Below are 17,076 nucleotides of genomic sequence, written 5' to 3' on the forward strand. Positions count from 1 at the left end.
TCCCCCACAAGGTCAAAGACACACCACAGCATCAGGCACGGACAGCAACCGTGCGACGGCAATGGTGGCTATGGCGCCGGTGTTCACCTCTTCCCATCCCGAACAGAGAAGTTAAGCCCGGCTGCGCCGATGGTACTGGGGTCACACCCGGGAGAGTAGGTGGCCGCCAACCACAACACGAAGGGTTACCCCCACAAAGGGTAACCTTTTTTTCATTCCACACACCTCACACCCCACACGTTAAACCGCGGCAGGGCCAATCCCTTCCCGCTCACGCACGCCCGCATCCGACCCCAGGCAAAGATCACGTTCTTCAGCAGCCGAACCGAGTGCTCCAGAATTCCCAAGCGATAGGCCCGGCATTCTGTGCCGATGGCTCAGCTTATCTCATGAATTTTTACCTATAATTAATAGATTTTTACAAGCTTCTAGCACCATGCTTTCTCTATTTTTGGAGAAGTCTCTTATTAATATCTTCTGAAAACAAGAGTTGAGAAGAGAGAAATAAACATACAGAAATCAAAAGAAGTATGAGAAAGTGGTTTGGAGTTTTACAAACTGTAATTGTTTGCAGTTTGTTCATAGGAACTGTTAGTGCCTTTCAGGTGAAGGAGGACTGGGAGCCCTTGCTTGATAAGGACTTGGCTAAGTGGGATATGTATCTGAGTTATAGGCATCAGAAGGATTATAAAGGTGATATGCCTGTAGGTGAAGATGGAGCACCATTAGAACCCATTGGATATAATAAGAATATAGCAAACGTTTTTTCTGTTACTTCAGAGGGCAAAGAACCTGTGTTAAAAGTGAGTGGAGAAATTTATGGCTGTATCTTTACGAAGCAGGAATACGAAAACTATCACCTGAAATTGAAAGTGAGGTGGGGAGATAAAAAGTGGGAGCCAAGAACAGATAAGTTGAAAGACTCCGGGGTACTTTACCATTCCATAGGTGAGAGTGGCGTAGATTATTGGAGAGCCTGGATGCTGTCGCAGGAGTTTCAGATCATGGAAGGCCATATGGGAGACTACTGGACCATCGCCTCTTCTGCTATAGATGTACGCGCTTATATACCTGAAGGAAATATGAACACAGTGGCAAGTGCAAAGCAGCCATTTCTGCCAATAGGCGCAGGTACAGGGAATAGTGGTTTCTGCCTGCGAAGCGAAGACAGGGAAAGCCCGGCCGGAGAGTGGACAGAATTAGAGCTAATCTGCTATAAAGACAAAAGCCTGCATATTGTTAATGGACAGGTAGTAATGATACTTCAAAATTCACGCCACGTGAAAGACGGACAAACTATTCCGCTTACGAGAGGCAGAATTCAGCTACAAAGCGAGGCTGCGGAAGTCTATTTCAAAGATGTTAAAATCAAGCCTATTAATCAGATGCCGAAGAAATATGCTTCCTTATTTTAAGAAGGATACGTACTTTAGCAGCTCTTAATTTTAAGAAATTTTCCACGGCCGGAATTACCCTACAACTAATTTACAAAAAAACTTCTCACCTGTTGCACTGGAAAATACAACGTGATAAAAACCCTTAGGTAAGCTTTTTACATTTATGGCTGTGTCCTCAGAATCAGCGGTAACAGAAATATGTAGTACTTCTTTGCCTGTCATATCCAGTACCTGTATCTTTTCATGGCCGCTGGCAACTCCATGGTTTACAATAACAATCTCATGTGCAGGATTAGGGTAAAGCGTTATATGGGATGTATGAGCTTTGTTATAGATGTATACTATTTTGCTGTAGGTGCTTTGGCCATTTACATCAACCTGCTTTAAACGATAGTAGTTGGTTCCGCTTGCAGGAGTTATGTGCGTATAATGGTAGTTGGTTTTAACAGTAGTGTTAATAGCTCCGGGTATAACAGTTAATTGTCTGAAGTCCTTTCCATCTGTACTGGTTTCTACTATAAAGTATTTATTGTCCTGTTCACTGGCTGTTTGCCAAGACAATAGCGCCTGCCCGTTTTGCCATTTGGCTTCAAAATAAGTAAGGCTTACAGGAAGCGGACTTTCTGTATTAAAAGAAGAATTGTTATGAGCTACAAAGGCTACATCACTTGTGCCTGATAAACTGATTTTGAAATTACGGATATTGCCTATGTTGGCACTGGTGATGCCGAAGTCAGAAAAATCAGCAGCCCATAATCGGAGATCCCGCTGCCCATTGGTAAAGCTACTTGTTAAAACCATCGGGTCTGTACTTGCTTCGTAAAAGTCAGCCAGCCACTGACCAACGGGTGTAATGTTCGTGAAAACAATGTCGAGGGTATTGCCGATCTGTACCCCATTTACATCGGTAAAGCTATAGCGGTCATAAGATGAAGACGGATCGGCTACCTGCGTTACCAGAATATCCGGGACGCCATCGCCGATAGCTGCTGCCGATAGGTTTTTAATGCCAAAGGTGAGGGTGCCATTTGGTAAATTGGCCACACAGGTTCCTAAATCAAGTCCATTCATTCCATCTGTAAGATAAAACGGTATGTTATTAGGCGGTGGCGGATTGCTGGGACCATTCGGTACGCCATCATACATTGCCCCTAGGCCAATTTTAGTATTCGAAGTTACTTTACTGGGTACAGTTCCTACTGGCAGAGCCATAAAGGTCATGGGGCGATATACAATTCCTTTGGTTGTTAATAAAGCATCGTTTGCTCCGGTTGAGTAAGTGACACCGTTAAAAGCGAAGGATAGCAGGTTATGCTTGTTGTTTGGCTTTACAGGATTAACGGAGCTTACGGAACTGCGCCAGTATCCATTGAAATCAGTTACTATTTCGGTCACTGCACGGGATTGCCCGGCGGCGCTGCTAAACACAAAGAATAACAGTGCTATAACTACCAGTACTTTATGCAAGCGTTGGCTTGTTGCTATCAATAGCGGGATAAATTTATATAAGGAGGCTTTATACAAAACCTGATTGGTATTTTTTCTGCTAAAATGTAGAGTTTATCCTCAAAAGAGGGGATAAATTACTCAGGCTCAAGTTAGTTAAATTGCCTTAGCAGGGCAAGTTTAAATCCAATAATAGTAAAGTATGTATCCTGTTTTTGTTGTAACTGCTTGATATGCGGATAAGCAGAAGATTATTGTATACTTATTTGTTCTAAAGCCCCGGTGTTTACGGGGAGATGTTAGCGGATTTTTTGTAATTTGCTTCAACTACAGTTTTACACTTCTGCCAAATGATGTGTACTCTCCTTATTTCTAACAGGAAGTTTTGTAAAGGAGGAGCTGCCTTAATTAATTTGAAGAATCGTAATTATAACTATGAAAAATAACCTGCTTTTGTTTTTCTTTCTTCTAGGATTGTCTTTGCAGCCTGTGTTGGCCCAAACAGCACCGAAAAAGCCTGCAGGAAACAGTACTTTTTCAAACCCGCTGGATGTACAATTCGGCGACCCATACGTGTTGTATACCGGGGGCACCTATTATATGTATGGCACGGGAGGCGGAGCAGAGAAAGGTTTTGCTGCTTACTCATCGAAGGATCTGGTAAACTGGAAAAGCGAGGGGCAGGTATATTTTCATGACAACCAAAATGGCTGGAGCGACCCTGAAGCCAGCTGGGGCGGTGCCTATTGGGCACCAGAAGTATATGAGGTTAAGGGAAAGTTTTACATGTTCTATAGTGCGCAGTGGAAGGAAAACCCTGCCAATGAAGAGGAAAACTTTCGTGTTGGGGTAGCGGTTGCCGATAAGCCTACAGGTCCTTTCGTTGATATGGCCAACAAACCTGTTTTTGATCCAGGTTATCCTGTTATTGATGCCAATGTATTTTTTGATACTGATGGCAAAGCTTATTTATACTATTCCCGTGTGGCCTATAAACATCCGGTAGAAAGCCAGATAGCTGATTGGGCACGAGAAAAAGGCTGGTTTAAGGAAATTGAAGAAAGCTGGGTATATGGAGTAGAACTTAAAACCGATTTCTCAGGTGTTATTGGTCAGCCTGTTTTATTGTTGCGGCCACCCGTTAACCTGAATGACAAACAGGCCGAATGGGAAAGCCGTTCTGTAACAGCCCGAGAGGTAAACCGACGCTGGACCGAGGGGTCCGTTACATTTAAGAAAGATGGTATTTACTACATGATGTATTCTGCCAATTACTTTGGTGGGCAGCATTATGCCGTTGGTTATGCTACGTCAACTTCGCCGCTGGGGCCTTATAAAAAGGCTGCCAATAATCCGGTGCTGCAGAAAAACTCTGACAAAGGCGGTTTTGTAACGGGTACAGGGCATAACAGTATCACGTATTCACCGGATGGTAAAGAAATGTTCTGTGTCTATCATGGAAGAACTACTAAAACAGGAGACGAAAGAGTCGTTTTTATTGACCGTATGGACGTGAAAAATGGAAAAATTACAGTCTTAGGTCCTACCACCACACCACAAAAACTTCCTTCAGGCGTTCAGGTTAGTAAATAGCAAGTAGCACATTCAAATTAAGTAGGCCTGGTAAAATAAGTACGCTGTAATTGGCTGGAATATTGTTTATAAGCCACAGCGAGTTGTTCTGTTCAGATTATTTGTTTCACCTGGATTTACTAGCTTTACCTCCTCATTAAATATCGCCTGTTATGATAAAATGCCTTCTTGTTGAAGACGATGCCCGTGTTGCTTCCTTTGTAGCGGAAGGATTAACCGATAAAGGATTTCAGGTAGATCGGGTGGCGGACGGATTTGAGGCGGTAAACCTGATCAGTAAGAACGAGTATGATGTAGTGATACTGGATATTATGCTACCTGGCATAGATGGTTTCGAAGTCTGCAAAGTTACCCGCAAAAGAAATATTGCCTCTATCATTATTATCCTAAGCGCACTCGGCGATCCGGAAGAAAAGGTAAAAGGGCTGGAGGCCGGGGCAGATGACTTTATGTCGAAGCCATTTCATTTTAAGGAACTTCTGGCCCGCATAAACGCCCATATCAGGAGAAAGCAACTGGAGCAAGGCATTTTTGAAGCCGATAAGTATGCTGACCTGGAGATAAATGTAGAGCAGAATATTGTGAAGAGGGCAGGTAAAGAAATCATTTTAACACCTCGAGAATTTAACTTGCTGCTTTTCCTGCTAAGGAACAGGGAAAAGGTGGTATCGAGGGTAGAAATTGCCCAGGCCGTGTGGGACATCCACTTCAGCTCCAACACCAATGTAGTAGATGTGTACATTAATTACCTGCGTAATAAGATAGATAAAGACTTCTCATTTAAATTGATACATACCATAAAGGGACGCGGCTACATGCTGGCTCAGAAATCGGATGAATCTTAAACAGAAACTTGCTCTACGCTCTACACTGGTTTGTGCCATTACACTGCTTATTGTCTTAGGAAGCACCCTTTACTTTTACAGGAACTATACGCTTAATTCGTTTTATAACAAATTAGAGAACCGTGCCCTGCTTTCGGCTATCATTTTCCTGGAAAAAGATGAGCTGAATAAGAAAAAGTACCGGGAGTATGAGCAGCGGTATCTGAATACACTCGACAACGAGATGCTGCAAATCTATGATGCAGCCGGGCAGATTGCCTTTGTGGAGGAGATAACATCATTTCCGGTAAATCAGCGCATGCTGCAGCGGATACGGCAACAGGGCAAGTATAATTTTCAGGTTAACGAACGGCAGTACTCCGGCATTTACTACGAAGACAATCAGGGTAATTTTGTCGTCGTCAGTTCAGGAGAAGATGTAACAGGGAAGGCCCGCCTCCAAAATCTGAGTATAGCCTTTGGTTGTTTATTACTTGTTGGCATCCTAATCAACTATATTTTAAACGCACTGTTGGCTAAGAAAACATTCAGGCCTTTTTCTGCCATTCTGCAAAAAGTAAATTCAATTTCTACTGAAAACCTGAATTCCCGACTTCCCGAAATCAACCAGCCCAGCGACGAATTGAGTGAATTAACAGCTACGCTTAATACATTTCTAAACAGGCTAGAGTCTGGTGTAAATAACCAAAAGCAGTTCCTGAAAAACGTTTCGCATGAGTTAAAAACCCCTCTGGCTGCCATTTTGGGAGAGGCAGAATTAGGCCTTGAAAAAGAGAAAGAGCCAGAAGAATACCAGCATGTACTTAAAAAGATTGCCAGAAGCACTTCTGAACTGAGTTCCGTAATAGAAGGACTACTCCTGATAAGTGGTCTGAATAACAAAGATCCTAAAACAACCTTCCGTTCTTTCCGCCTCGATGAGCTTTTGTGGGAAGTACTCGAAAAGCTCCACTTTAAGTATCCTGAAGCTGAAGTAGAAACACTAATAGAAGTAGGTGACAGTGACGGTATGCAATTACATTCTCACCCGGAACTCATTGCCACCGCCCTTACCAACATTGTTGATAATGCACTCAAATTCTCTAATGAACAGCAGGTGACTATTACTATTAAATTGTCTACCCGACGGGAGCTGGTTTTGCTGGTACAGGACAACGGACCAGGCATACCGGAGCAGGAACAGGATAAAATATTTGATCTTTTTTACCGTGGAAGTAATACCCAATTTCTGAAACCAGGCCATGGAATAGGCTTATCTTTAACCAAACATATTGCGGAGTTTTGTCATATCAGCCTTTCTGTCTCTTCTTCTTCGGGCCAGGGTACCGAAGTGAAACTGGTATTTCCTGCGGCTTAACCGTAAAATAACCTTCTTCTAATCTAAGTCTAATATAAGCCAAAGAAGCCTTTAATGTTGCCGCTGTAGCTTTGTAGCACATCTTACATAGCTACTTTGCAACATGACAATTAAGTTCTTAAAACACGTTATCTGGCTTTTGCTGCTGTGCTCTTTTGCTGCTTTTCCGGCACAGGCACAAACACCGGATACACTTTCTCTTACGAGAGTCGAAGCTGAGGCCCTTTTCCTTGAGAAGAACCTGGCTCTGATTGCCGAAAGGCTAAACATTGATCAGACAGAAGCCCTGATTCTGCAGGCGAAGGCATGGCCAAACCCTGAACTGGAAATAAGCGAGGTAAACCTGTGGGCAACTCCTTACCAGGTAGCCAACGGAGACGGAGCCCCACCGCTATTTGGTGATCGCTTTGGCAGGAACAGGCAATTTTCTGTACAGCTGGATCAATTGGTGCAAACGGCCCGCAAACGCAAAAAGAACATCTCGCTGCAGGTGGCAAACCGGGAACTGGCTCAAACGGCTTATACCGAAATGCTGCTCTCGCTGAAGGCAGAGTTCAGAACACAGCTTTCCGGTTTGCTTTACCACCAGAACAACGTGCGCCTGCTACGGCAGCAGCAAAATGTGCTGTCGCAACTGATACGGGCACAGGAGGCACAGCTGCGCAACGGCAATATCTCCAAGGCCGACTTTTACCGCATTAGGGCGCTGGGCCTGTCGCTGCGCGCCGAGCTGAACGAGGCGCTGCAGGAAAGCAATGAGGCACAGAAAGACCTGAAATCGCTGATGCTGCTGCCTGCAGATGTAACGCTGTTCCTGAGCGATAAGGGAGCTCTTCCTCGCCGGTCGTTGCTGCTGAATCAATCCCTCGATAGTTTACTGACTATGGCGGAACGACAAAATCCTGCTGTACTGGTGGCTGCTTCAGACCTGCGCGTAAGCGAGGCGGAGCATACACTGGAGCGGGCCATGCGCGTACCCGACCTTACCTTTAATACCAGCTACGACCGTGGTGGCAATATATTGCTCAACTTTATTGGCTTTGGTGTTACCATGGACCTGCCGTTTTTCGACCGCAACAAAGGCAATATAAAGGCGGCACAGGTACGGGTGCAGCAAAGCAGGCACCTGCAATCGCTACGGGTAAATGAGGCACAAAAGGAAGTAGTGAGGGCCTATAAGGACTATCTGCAGCTATCAGGTTTATACCAGTCTATCGACGAAACCTACATAAACGAACTGGACGAGGTGCTGGCAGGGGTAAGCCGGAACTTTCAGCGCAAAAACATCAGCCTGCTGGAGTTTCTGGACTTCTTTGATGCCTTTAAAGAAAATAAGCTCCTCTACTTCGATACCATCCGCAGCCTCGAATCCAAAAAAGAAGAACTTAACTTATTAACAGGAACTGATTTATGATACGCCCATTCTATATAAAACACTTCAATAAGCTATCTGCAGCGTTGTGCCTTGCTGTGCTGTTGTCTGGTTGCCAGCAAGCAGAAACAACAGAAAAAGCGGCACCTGAAGCAGCAAATGGATACTGCCTGCCTGCACAGCTGGCCAAAAATATCAAACTGGCCGATGTGGCTCCTGCTACCGAACATCACTACATTCAACTAACGGGCAGGGTGATGAGTAATCCTGAAAAGTATTACCGTTTCGTGCCTTTGCTGGATGGCGTGGTATCGAAAGTGAATTTCTCTTTAGGCGATTATGTCAAGAAAGGCACTGTGCTGCTGGAGGTGCGCAGCCCCGAGCTAAGCAGCCTGAACGCGGAACTTCGCACGGGCCAGGCGCAGCTAAAACTGGCGCAGCGCCAGCTTTCGGCTACGCAGGAAATGTTCGACGATGGTGTAGCCTCGGAGCGCGAACTCATAGAGGCGCAACAGGATGTGGAAATGGCCAGGCTGGAAATTACGAAAGTACAGGAAAACCTGGGCATTTATGGCGGTAGCCTGGAGCGGGGCGTGCTCATTATCAGAGCGCCTTTTAACGGCTACATCGTGTCGAAAAATATTGTAAGCGGCCAGCAGATAGAGGCTGGCGACGAACCGCTGTTTTCTGTTTCAGACCTGGAAGAGGTATGGGTAATGGCCAATGTGTATGCCGGCAACCTGAGCACGGTAAAGCAGGGAATGGAGGTAGAAGTCAGGGCTTCAGCCTATCCGGACCAGGTGTTTAAAGGAAAAATCGACAGGCTGGCTAATACATTCGATACGGAAGAACGTGTGCTGAAAGCACGCATCAGCATCCAGAACCGTGACCTGCTCCTGAAGCCTGAGATGTTTGTAAATGTATCGGTAACACAAGACAATACAGCGCAGAACGAGGCGCAACAAAACCTGCTGGCTTTCCCGGCCAAAGCCATGATCTTTTCTAATTCGAGACACCAGGTGGTGTTGTACCGCGACAGTTGCCACTTTGAAATTGTGCAGCTGGAGCCTGTGTACCAGACCCAAAATGCCGTGATGGTAAAAGAAGGCCTGAAAGCAGGAGACAAGGTAGTGACCGAAAACCACCTGCTTATCTATAACCAAATTCAGAACTAACAGGAGGAGCACAGACAGACAACATGGATAAATTTGTTCAGAGTTTAGTATCGTTCTCGCTTAAAAACCACATCATCGTCTTTTTCCTGACGGCGCTGCTGGTGGCAGCCGGAGTGATCAGTTATATTAATACACCCATTGAGGCTTTCCCGGATGTAACCAATACCAGGGCCCGCATTATTACGCAATGGCCCGGCCGCAGCGCCGAGGAAGTAGAGAAGTTTATTACACTGCCGATCACACGCCAGATGAACACTATACCGCGCAAAGCCGAGGTGCGTTCTACCTCTCTTTTCGGCTTGTCGGTGGTAACGGTGCTGTTTGATGAGAATGTAGATGATTTTTATGCCCAGCAGTACGCCTCTAACCGCATGCAAAGCATTGAGTTGCCAGAGGGAGCAGAGGCGGAGGTAGAGCCGCCTTCAGGTGCTACAGGCGAGATATTCCGCTATGTACTTAAAAGTAAATCACGGGCTATAAGCGATTTAGCCGCAATACACGAATGGGTGGTAGAGCGGGAGCTGGTAGGAGTACCCGGTATAGCGGAGGTGGTGAGCTTTGGCGGTGAGGAGAAAATTTATGAAATACAGGTAAACCCAGTAGAACTGGCTAATTATAACCTGTCTCCGCTGGATGTTTTTGAGGCCGTAGAGAACAGCAACATCAACGTAGGCGGCGATGTGATTGACAGAGGTGACCAGGCCTATGTGGTGCGCGGGGTTGGTTTGCTGGAGAGTGTGGCCGATATCGAAAATATTCTTATTGAAAACGTAAACGGAACACCTGTGCTGGTGAAGCATGTGGCGGATGTAAAAATCTCTGCCAAGCCGCGCCTGGGCCAGGTAGGTTTGGACGACGACGATGACTTGGTGCAAGGCATTGTAATTATGCTGCGCGGTGAAAACCCTAGTGCCGTTATTGAAAGGCTCAAGGCTAAAATTGAGGAACTTAACAACAGGATTCTGCCCGCCGATGTAAAGATTGTGCCCTTTCACGACAGAACCGTACTCGTAGATAACACGGTGCGCACCGTAACGCACAACCTGGTGGAGGGAATCGTGCTGGTATCGGTACTGGTGTTCATCTTTCTGTTTAACTGGCGCACTACGGTTATTGTCGCATCGGTTATACCGCTGGCATTTCTGTTTGCCATTGTGATGCTGCGCATCCAGGGCCTGCCTGCCAACCTGATCTCGATTGGTGCAGTAGACTTTGGCCTGCTGCTGGAAGGTACCATGGTGGTGGTGGAGCATGTGTTCGTGGGGCTCGATAAAAGAGCGCATGAACTGGGCATGGCGCGGTTTAACAAAATCTCCAAGCTGGGCATCATCAAGAACCAGACCCGCTCTGTTGCCAAGTCTATCTTCTTTGCCCAGATCATCCTGATTGTAGCACTGATGCCGATCTTCACCTTTCAGAAAGTAGAGGGGAAGATGTTTTCGCCACTGGCCTTTACCTTAGGGTATGCCTTGATTGGTGCGGTATTGCTAAGCCTGACGTATGTGCCTTCCATGTGTAAGGTGCTGCTCCGCAAGAACGTGGTTGACCGCGAAAACCCAATAACTAATTTTATTCGTGGTGTTATGTTCAAGTTGTACCAGATGGGCGCAGCCAATAAGAAGCTGACGGTATCGTTGTTCGGTGTTCTGTTGATTGTTTGTGGTTTCGGGTTCAGCCAGTTGGGTACTGAATTTATTCCACAGTTAAACGAAGGTGCATTGTATGTAAGGGCAACCTTGCCAAACAGTGTGAGCCTCGATGAGTCGGTGAAGCTGACCAAGGAAATGAAAGCCAAGTTCCGTGAGTTTGAAGAAGTAGCTTTTGTTCTCACGCAGACAGGCCGCCCGAACGACGGTACCGACCCTACTGGTTTCTTCAACATTGAATTTCATGTGCAGCTTCGGGATGAAAGCGACTGGAAACGCAAAATTTCTAAACAGGAACTGCTAACGGAGATGGAACAGTCGTTGGGTGTTTATCCTGGTGTTACCTTTGGCTTCAGCCAACCCATCATGGACAACGTGGAGGAATATGTGTCAGGGGTGAAGAGTTCCTTGGTAGTTAAGATCTTCGGGAACGATCTGTTTGAACTGGAAAATACTGCCGACCAGGTTGCTGCTGCCATCAAGGATGTGGAAGGTATAGAAGACTTGAACATTTACCGCAACATCGGTTTGCCAGAGCTGCGCATCAAACTGGAGGAAAACCGCATGGCCCGCTACGGCGTGAGCATGGCCGATGCACAATCTGTTATCGAAATGGCGATTGGCGGTAAAGCAGCCACTTCCTTTTATGAAGACGAGCGCATATTTGATGTGCGGGTACGCTATGCAGAACCTTTCCGGAAGTCGGAAGAAGAGATCAGAAACATTCTGGTTCCGGCCAACAGCGGGTCTATGATTCCGCTTTACGAAATTGCCGATGTCGGTTTCTTTACGGGGCCGGCCTTTATCTACCGCGAAGGAAGCAGCCGCTACATAGCCGTTGGTTTCTCGGTGCGGGGCCGTGACTTGGGCAGTACAGTAGAAGAGGCGCAGCAACGTGTGGCAGAGCAGGTTGTGCTGCCTGAGAGCTATGGGTTAACCTGGGCCGGTGAATTCGAAAATAAAGAAAGAGCCACACAGCGCTTGAGCTACATTGTGCCCATCTCCCTGCTGATGATTTTCTTCCTGCTGTTCGTGAACTTCGGCAACCTGAAAGATACCGTGATATCGCTCATCACCATTCCGTTTGCCTTTATCGGGGGCTTCCTGTCGCTGTGGCTTACGGGCACGACCTTTGGCATCTCGGCAGGTATAGGTTTTATTATTCTATTTGGGGTAGGCACCATCGATGGTATCATTCTGATTGCCGTTATGAAGGATTACCTGCGCAAGGGCCTCTCCTTGCAGGAAGCTATTTCGGAGGGCGTGTACAGCCGTATCAGGCCTGTGTTCATGATTGCCATTATGGGCTCGGCGGGTTTGCTGCCAGCTGCACTTTCAACAGGTATGGGTTCTGAGATTCAGAAGCCACTCGCCATTATGATTGTGGGCGGACTGATGATCTGTATGATCCTGTCGCTTATTGTGCTGCCCCAGGTATATTACCTGGCCTATAGCAGGTCGGAGCGGAAGTAAAATTAAAGTTTAGTTGTTTGTGTAAGAGGAGTATGCCTACGTTTAGCTATACTCCTCTTTTTCTTCCTGTCTCCTGAAGCAGGTAGAACAGGTATGTAGTGGGCAGGAGGCTGTACTCTATTGTTTTGTAGGTAGCAGGGCAGAAGTGGATACTTGTGTGAGGGGGGATGAAGTGTTCAATGCCAGGCACCGTAATAGCCAACCAGGCAACAGAATTATTGCCTGGTTGGCTATTACGGTGCCTGCAGTAAATTTTCACTATTTTCCTGTAGGTTGGTTAGTGGTGGTTTGTGTCGGAGTTTGCGATGTTTTAGGTTGAGGTTTGTAGATGGCACCAGTAGCGAAGTCTACAATAGCACCAGGCCAAAACAAAAGAATATCAGCAATTAAAGCACCAGCACGAACTTGCCTTTGTGGTTGACCAGCAACCGGCTTAGTTCTTTGATATTCAGTAACAGGACCACCAAATACAGTTGCACAACTGGACATTGACGCAGCAAGTAGCACAAGAGCTACGATACTTCTAATCTTTTTCATTTAATTCTTTAATAAACTTTTAGTGATTTTGAATCTAAATATAATGCATTCATTATATTTAATGATAACTATTTTTAATGAACTTCAAAAAAATATTTCAGTGATGTAAGCCTAGACTAATTCCTGTAGCTATCATAATCTATCCATAGCGTAGGCGGCCACTTGTGCTATAATTGAGGTAGCATAAAGCTTGCCCAGTAGTTGACAAAGCACAAGCGGACGCTTGCGCTATGAGGGGCTATGAGGTGATGATTGTAATTGAGGGGTGCACAAGCATCATCATACACAACAAAGCTACTCAGGCCGCGATGTTTTCTGTAGAATCATTATTTCAACCCTTCTGTTCAGTGCCCTGCTCTCTACCGTCAGATTATCTGCTTTTGGCATTCCTTCGCCATATCCTTCTGAAGTCATTCTTTCGGCGGCAATACCTTTTTGGAACAGGTAGTCCATCACAGCTTGTGCCCGCTGTATGGAAAGGGTTAGGTTGGCTTCTTCTGAACCCACATTGTCTGTATGCCCCTGAATAGCTATTACAGCTTCTGGCTCATTCTTTAGATAAGTGGCCAGAGAATCGAGGGTAGAGAATGCTGTTTCTAAAATTTGAAATTCGCCTGTTCTAAAGTTTACATCTTTCAGCGTAATGGTATTGCCTATGGCGAATTTGGTAAGGAGTGGCTTCAGATTTGGTGCATCTTGTTCAGGTTGCTTCCCGGCTTTGGATTCAGAAATTACACTAATGTTGTCGTAGCAGTAGTAGGTTCCTTTTATCTTGTTATCCCTTGTAATTTCAACACTATCCGGGTTTAATGCGTCTAATTCATTGTTGTTAGCTCCTGAAAAATTACCGATAAGTAAGTACTTTTCTCCCCCTCTGGCTTTATAAACCCCGGTTACTTTTGTCCAGGTTTCGCGTGAAGCAAGAACTGGTGATGCAGCTGAAGTCAGAGACAGATAAGGCATACCTTCACCTGTTAATGTGTGACCTTGCTGGCCATACACTTTTCTGCTTAAAGGTAAGGGCTTCTTTATAAAAGAGATCGTTATCTCACTGATTGGCGGCTCAAGTACAGAGGCTCTTATGGTATAAAGCGATACAATATACCTAGCATTCTTTTTAAGTGGCTTCTTTAGAACTGCCTGCATCAGTTCGCTGGATGCGGAGCTAAACCACTGGCAGAAGCAAATATCACCAAACTGTATGCTGCTAAGTTGACGGGTAGGAGAGTCTGACTGGTAGGCATTATAGTAGGGTGGGTATTGGATAACTTTATCTTCTTTGGAAGAAATGTCAGGCGTGCCGCTCACGCCCCTGAACCCAACAATGTTATTTTTCAACTCCTCCAGGCTTGGGTTTCGAACAAGATTCTGTGCCATAACCTGTCCTATGCATAAACTAAAAAAGAAGTATAGCAGGATAGCTTTCATCTCAGTTTTAACGCAAAGTACAGTGGTAAAGTATAAGGATGGCTTATGCTGATTGCGGTAATCCCGCTCAGAGGATTTTTGTTTATCTAAAAGTATAGATTCCGTCCCACGAAAACAAAAAAGCCCTGTAAATAATTGATTTACAGGGATTTTTTGTTTTATAAATGTGCCTTGGGCCGAACTTAATTAGGTTTTTAATGGATGTTTAAGCTTACAAAGCTGTGTGTATTGTCTTGAAACCCTATTGTTTATATAATTTAATAAAAGTTAACAAATTTTAGGTGATATTTTGCCACCTATTCTGCCACCTATTCTGCCACCCACTATTTTGATTATATTTCATCTTAGATAGCAAAAGCTATATTTATCATAACGTTTGTTATTGGTTTTAATCTGTAGAAGCAAGCTGAGCACGACAACCGTGTTGGCTCATCTTTGCCGGGTACAGGGGCCCGAAAAAGCGGGACAGCCATACGGGCACCTTATCACCGGCCTTCGTCCATGTAAGGCTGCCAGTTTACAATAAGCACTTTTTCTTCTGGCAGCAACAGGTATCCGTAATCGTAGCAGAGGTGATAGGTGTTGCCTCTTTGGGTGCGGTAGAGCTGGGTGAAGTAGCGGAAGTCAAAGCCGGCCAGTTCCAGGTACTGCCTTGGAATGGTGGTCTTCCCTTGCGGGCTTAGCTGTCGCAGGATGCTGCGGTTCTTACGCAGAGCCCCGTTTACCTGCTGCATCCTACGCTCCCCCTCGCTGTGGCGCCTGCTTGTATTGTTGGACAGGTGGCGGCAGGCATCGGAGCAATAGCGTTTGTCGCTCCTGCCAACGATCACTTTTGCGCATTGCGTGCATGTTCTCTCCTGGTTCATCACTTAGTTGCGTCACTACCCGCTTATACCCGAGTTTACTCGCGTAATAACGCGGATAGTAAGATCAAAGGTTATAGTTTTACGGAAATTTATTCGTTATCCCCTATGGCTTATCCTGCTGACTACCCTTTTGTTTACCTCAACCTCCTGGAGCACGAGGGGAAGAAATATATCCGTCTTTGGTACAAGCCCAACCCTTTCATCAGCAGGCGTTTAAAAGAGGCTTCGTGGATAAAGCAGAGCAAGACCTATAAGTGTTTTGTGATGCACCACACTCCGCAGGCCATTGAAATGACCTACAATCACTTTCAGGGACTGGCCCAGGTGAACACCCGTTACCTGAACCGCCCCAAGCGCATCCGGCCTGCTGACAAGACAGTGGTACTGGCAGCCGGGCAAGAGACCGAACCGCTTAAAAGAGTGCCTGTGCAGCCCGTCGCCCGCCTTTCACCGTTGGAGTGGGCGGGAAAGGTGCTGGTGCAGGTAAGCTTTCAGTATAGTCAGGCAATCCATGCGTGCCTGACACACAGCCGTGTAGCCAGATGGCTGCCTGCCATGAAATGCTTTGCCTTGCCCTCCGATAGCGTCAGCCTGCAGTTACTGCTCTCAGAGCTGGAGGGAGTGGCCCAGGTATGGCTGGCCCAGGCCATGCAGATAAAGGACATGCAGTTGCAGGCCAGGCTCTGGGAACAGAGCTACCAGAAAGGGGCAGCCTATATCAGCTGCCCGCTGGCTTACATAGAGAAGCTGTTTCTGCTCAATTACTCCATGAGTACGATCCGCACCTACCACAGTCTTTTGCTGCGGTTTCTGAACGCCTACAGCGGGCAGGGCCTGGAAAAGATACACCAATTCACCGAGGAAGAGATAAACAATTACCACCGCCTACTGGTACAAAGCCAGCAGTATTCCTGTTCGTTCGTGAACCAGAGCATCAATGCCGTTAAGTTTTATTTTCAGCGGGTGCTGGGCCGCCACGAGGTGCAGCTAAACAACGTGGAGCGGCCAGAGAAGCCCCAGCGTCTGCCTACTGTGCTCAGCAAGCAGGATGTGCTCAAGATCCTTTCTGCCACAGATAACCTCAAGCACCGCTGCCTACTGCAATTGCTCTATGCCGGAGGCTTGAGGATAGGGGAGGTGATAGGCTTGAAATTGACCGATGTGCAGTCGGATCGGAACTTGTTGCTCATACGCGGGGGCAAGGGTAAAAAGGACCGCAGCACGCTGCTTTCGCAGAAGCTGCTGGAGAGTCTCAGGGCTTATTACAAGGCTTACAAGCCCAAGGAGTGGCTGTTTGAGGGGCAGACGGGTGGGCAATACACTGTGGAGAGCATCAGGAGTGTGTTTCGTGCCTCTAAAGAAAGAGCAGGGGTAAAAACAAATGCCACCCCTCATACACTACGCCATTCCTTTGCGACGCATTTATTGGAACAGGGCACGGATCTGCGCTATATCCAGACGCTGCTCGGGCATAGTTCGAGCAGGACCACGGAGATCTACACGCACATCACCAGCCATGCGCTGAATAATATTGTCAGCCCGCTGGATAATCTGTAGAATTGTAATATATTAGCTAAATAATATACTATGCAGGCTAAAATGAAACGGAGAGCAGCTGAAAAACACATTGCTGGAACAGGCCCTCACACCTACAGCCATAGTGTAGATAACCGTATGTTCACGTTTATACAGTAGTGTCTGTATTGACTTTGTCAATGTTTCGGGCATGATAACTTGAGCGGCCTGTTTCAGCCTAAAAGTTGGGGAAAGAGTAAAATCAGATACAGGAGCTTTTGCAGCGAGACCTTTGCTAACATTGAGTGAGTGAACTCTACCGGTAGTGTGGTCCTGCTGCCCCATTAGGTTTCAAACTGGGCGATGGAGCCCGCATAGAAGAGTAAGCTGGCTGGGTGGCAGGCAAGGGCTTTTGTATTTACCCCA

General features: G+C 46.4%; 12 protein-coding genes and 1 rRNA gene. 9 read left to right on the forward strand and 4 right to left on the reverse strand.

Annotated elements, in window-relative coordinates; translation table 11 throughout:
- The first annotated feature begins 60 nt into the window (after positions 1-60).
- Positions 61-172: ribosomal RNA gene (gene rrf, locus C1N53_RS01140) — 5S ribosomal RNA — on the forward strand.
- Positions 173-530: 358 nt separating this feature from the next.
- Positions 531-1,415 (forward strand): DUF1080 domain-containing protein, encoded by an 885-nt coding sequence (locus C1N53_RS01145; RefSeq protein WP_137757585.1) that lies wholly within the window; start codon positions 531-533, stop codon positions 1,413-1,415.
- 54 nt (positions 1,416-1,469) lie between these two features.
- Here C1N53_RS01145 and C1N53_RS01150 read toward each other — a convergent pair whose 3' ends face one another.
- Positions 1,470-2,864 (reverse strand): T9SS type A sorting domain-containing protein, encoded by a 1,395-nt coding sequence (locus tag C1N53_RS01150; RefSeq protein ID WP_137757586.1) that lies wholly within the window; start codon positions 2,862-2,864, stop codon positions 1,470-1,472.
- 414 nt (positions 2,865-3,278) lie between these two features.
- Between C1N53_RS01150 and C1N53_RS01155 the strand changes: the two genes are divergently transcribed.
- From C1N53_RS01155 to C1N53_RS01180, 6 genes are all read left to right on the forward strand, one after another.
- Positions 3,279-4,436, forward strand: a complete 1,158-nt coding sequence (locus tag C1N53_RS01155) for a glycoside hydrolase family 43 protein (RefSeq protein ID WP_137757587.1) — start codon at positions 3,279-3,281, stop codon at positions 4,434-4,436.
- A 152-nt stretch (positions 4,437-4,588) separates the two neighbouring features.
- Positions 4,589-5,281: a response regulator transcription factor gene (locus C1N53_RS01160; RefSeq protein ID WP_137757588.1), complete on the forward strand. Its 693-nt coding sequence runs from the start codon at positions 4,589-4,591 to the stop codon at positions 5,279-5,281.
- Positions 5,271-6,638 (forward strand): HAMP domain-containing sensor histidine kinase, encoded by a 1,368-nt coding sequence (locus tag C1N53_RS01165; protein ID WP_137757589.1) that lies wholly within the window; start codon positions 5,271-5,273, stop codon positions 6,636-6,638. The genes C1N53_RS01160 and C1N53_RS01165 overlap by 11 nt, the downstream gene beginning before the upstream one ends.
- A gap of 103 nt (positions 6,639-6,741) precedes the next feature.
- Positions 6,742-8,052 carry a TolC family protein gene (locus C1N53_RS01170; protein WP_137757590.1) on the forward strand — a complete coding sequence of 437 codons (1,311 nt, stop codon included), beginning with the start codon at positions 6,742-6,744 and terminating at the stop codon, positions 8,050-8,052.
- Entirely contained in the window at positions 8,049-9,185 is a 1,137-nt protein-coding gene (locus tag C1N53_RS01175) for an efflux RND transporter periplasmic adaptor subunit (RefSeq protein ID WP_137757591.1), read from the forward strand. Before C1N53_RS01170 ends, C1N53_RS01175 begins: the two co-directional genes overlap by 4 nt.
- A gap of 23 nt (positions 9,186-9,208) precedes the next feature.
- Complete coding sequence (locus tag C1N53_RS01180; protein ID WP_137757592.1) at positions 9,209-12,304, forward strand: efflux RND transporter permease subunit; 3,096 nt, start codon at positions 9,209-9,211, stop codon at positions 12,302-12,304.
- Positions 12,305-12,562: 258 nt separating this feature from the next.
- Here C1N53_RS01180 and C1N53_RS01185 read toward each other — a convergent pair whose 3' ends face one another.
- The 3 genes from C1N53_RS01185 to C1N53_RS01195 all read right to left on the reverse strand — a co-directional run bounded on the left by C1N53_RS01185 (position 12,563) and on the right by C1N53_RS01195 (position 15,135).
- Positions 12,563-12,841, reverse strand: coding sequence for a hypothetical protein (locus tag C1N53_RS01185; RefSeq protein ID WP_206077602.1), 279 nt, complete (start codon positions 12,839-12,841; stop codon positions 12,563-12,565).
- Between the two features lie 294 nt (positions 12,842-13,135).
- Complete coding sequence (locus C1N53_RS01190) at positions 13,136-14,218, reverse strand: OmpA family protein (protein ID WP_240773341.1); 1,083 nt, start codon at positions 14,216-14,218, stop codon at positions 13,136-13,138.
- Between the two features lie 536 nt (positions 14,219-14,754).
- Positions 14,755-15,135 carry a hypothetical protein gene (locus C1N53_RS01195; RefSeq protein ID WP_137757594.1) on the reverse strand — a complete coding sequence of 127 codons (381 nt, stop codon included), beginning with the start codon at positions 15,133-15,135 and terminating at the stop codon, positions 14,755-14,757.
- Between the two features lie 105 nt (positions 15,136-15,240).
- Here C1N53_RS01195 and C1N53_RS01200 point away from each other — a divergent pair, with 105 nt between their 5' ends.
- Positions 15,241-16,692: a tyrosine-type recombinase/integrase gene (locus tag C1N53_RS01200; RefSeq protein ID WP_137757595.1), complete on the forward strand. Its 1,452-nt coding sequence runs from the start codon at positions 15,241-15,243 to the stop codon at positions 16,690-16,692.
- The last annotated feature ends 384 nt before the right edge of the window (positions 16,693-17,076 follow it).

This window comes from Pontibacter sp. SGAir0037, assembly GCF_005491705.1.
Lineage (GTDB): Bacteria > Bacteroidota > Bacteroidia > Cytophagales > Hymenobacteraceae > Pontibacter.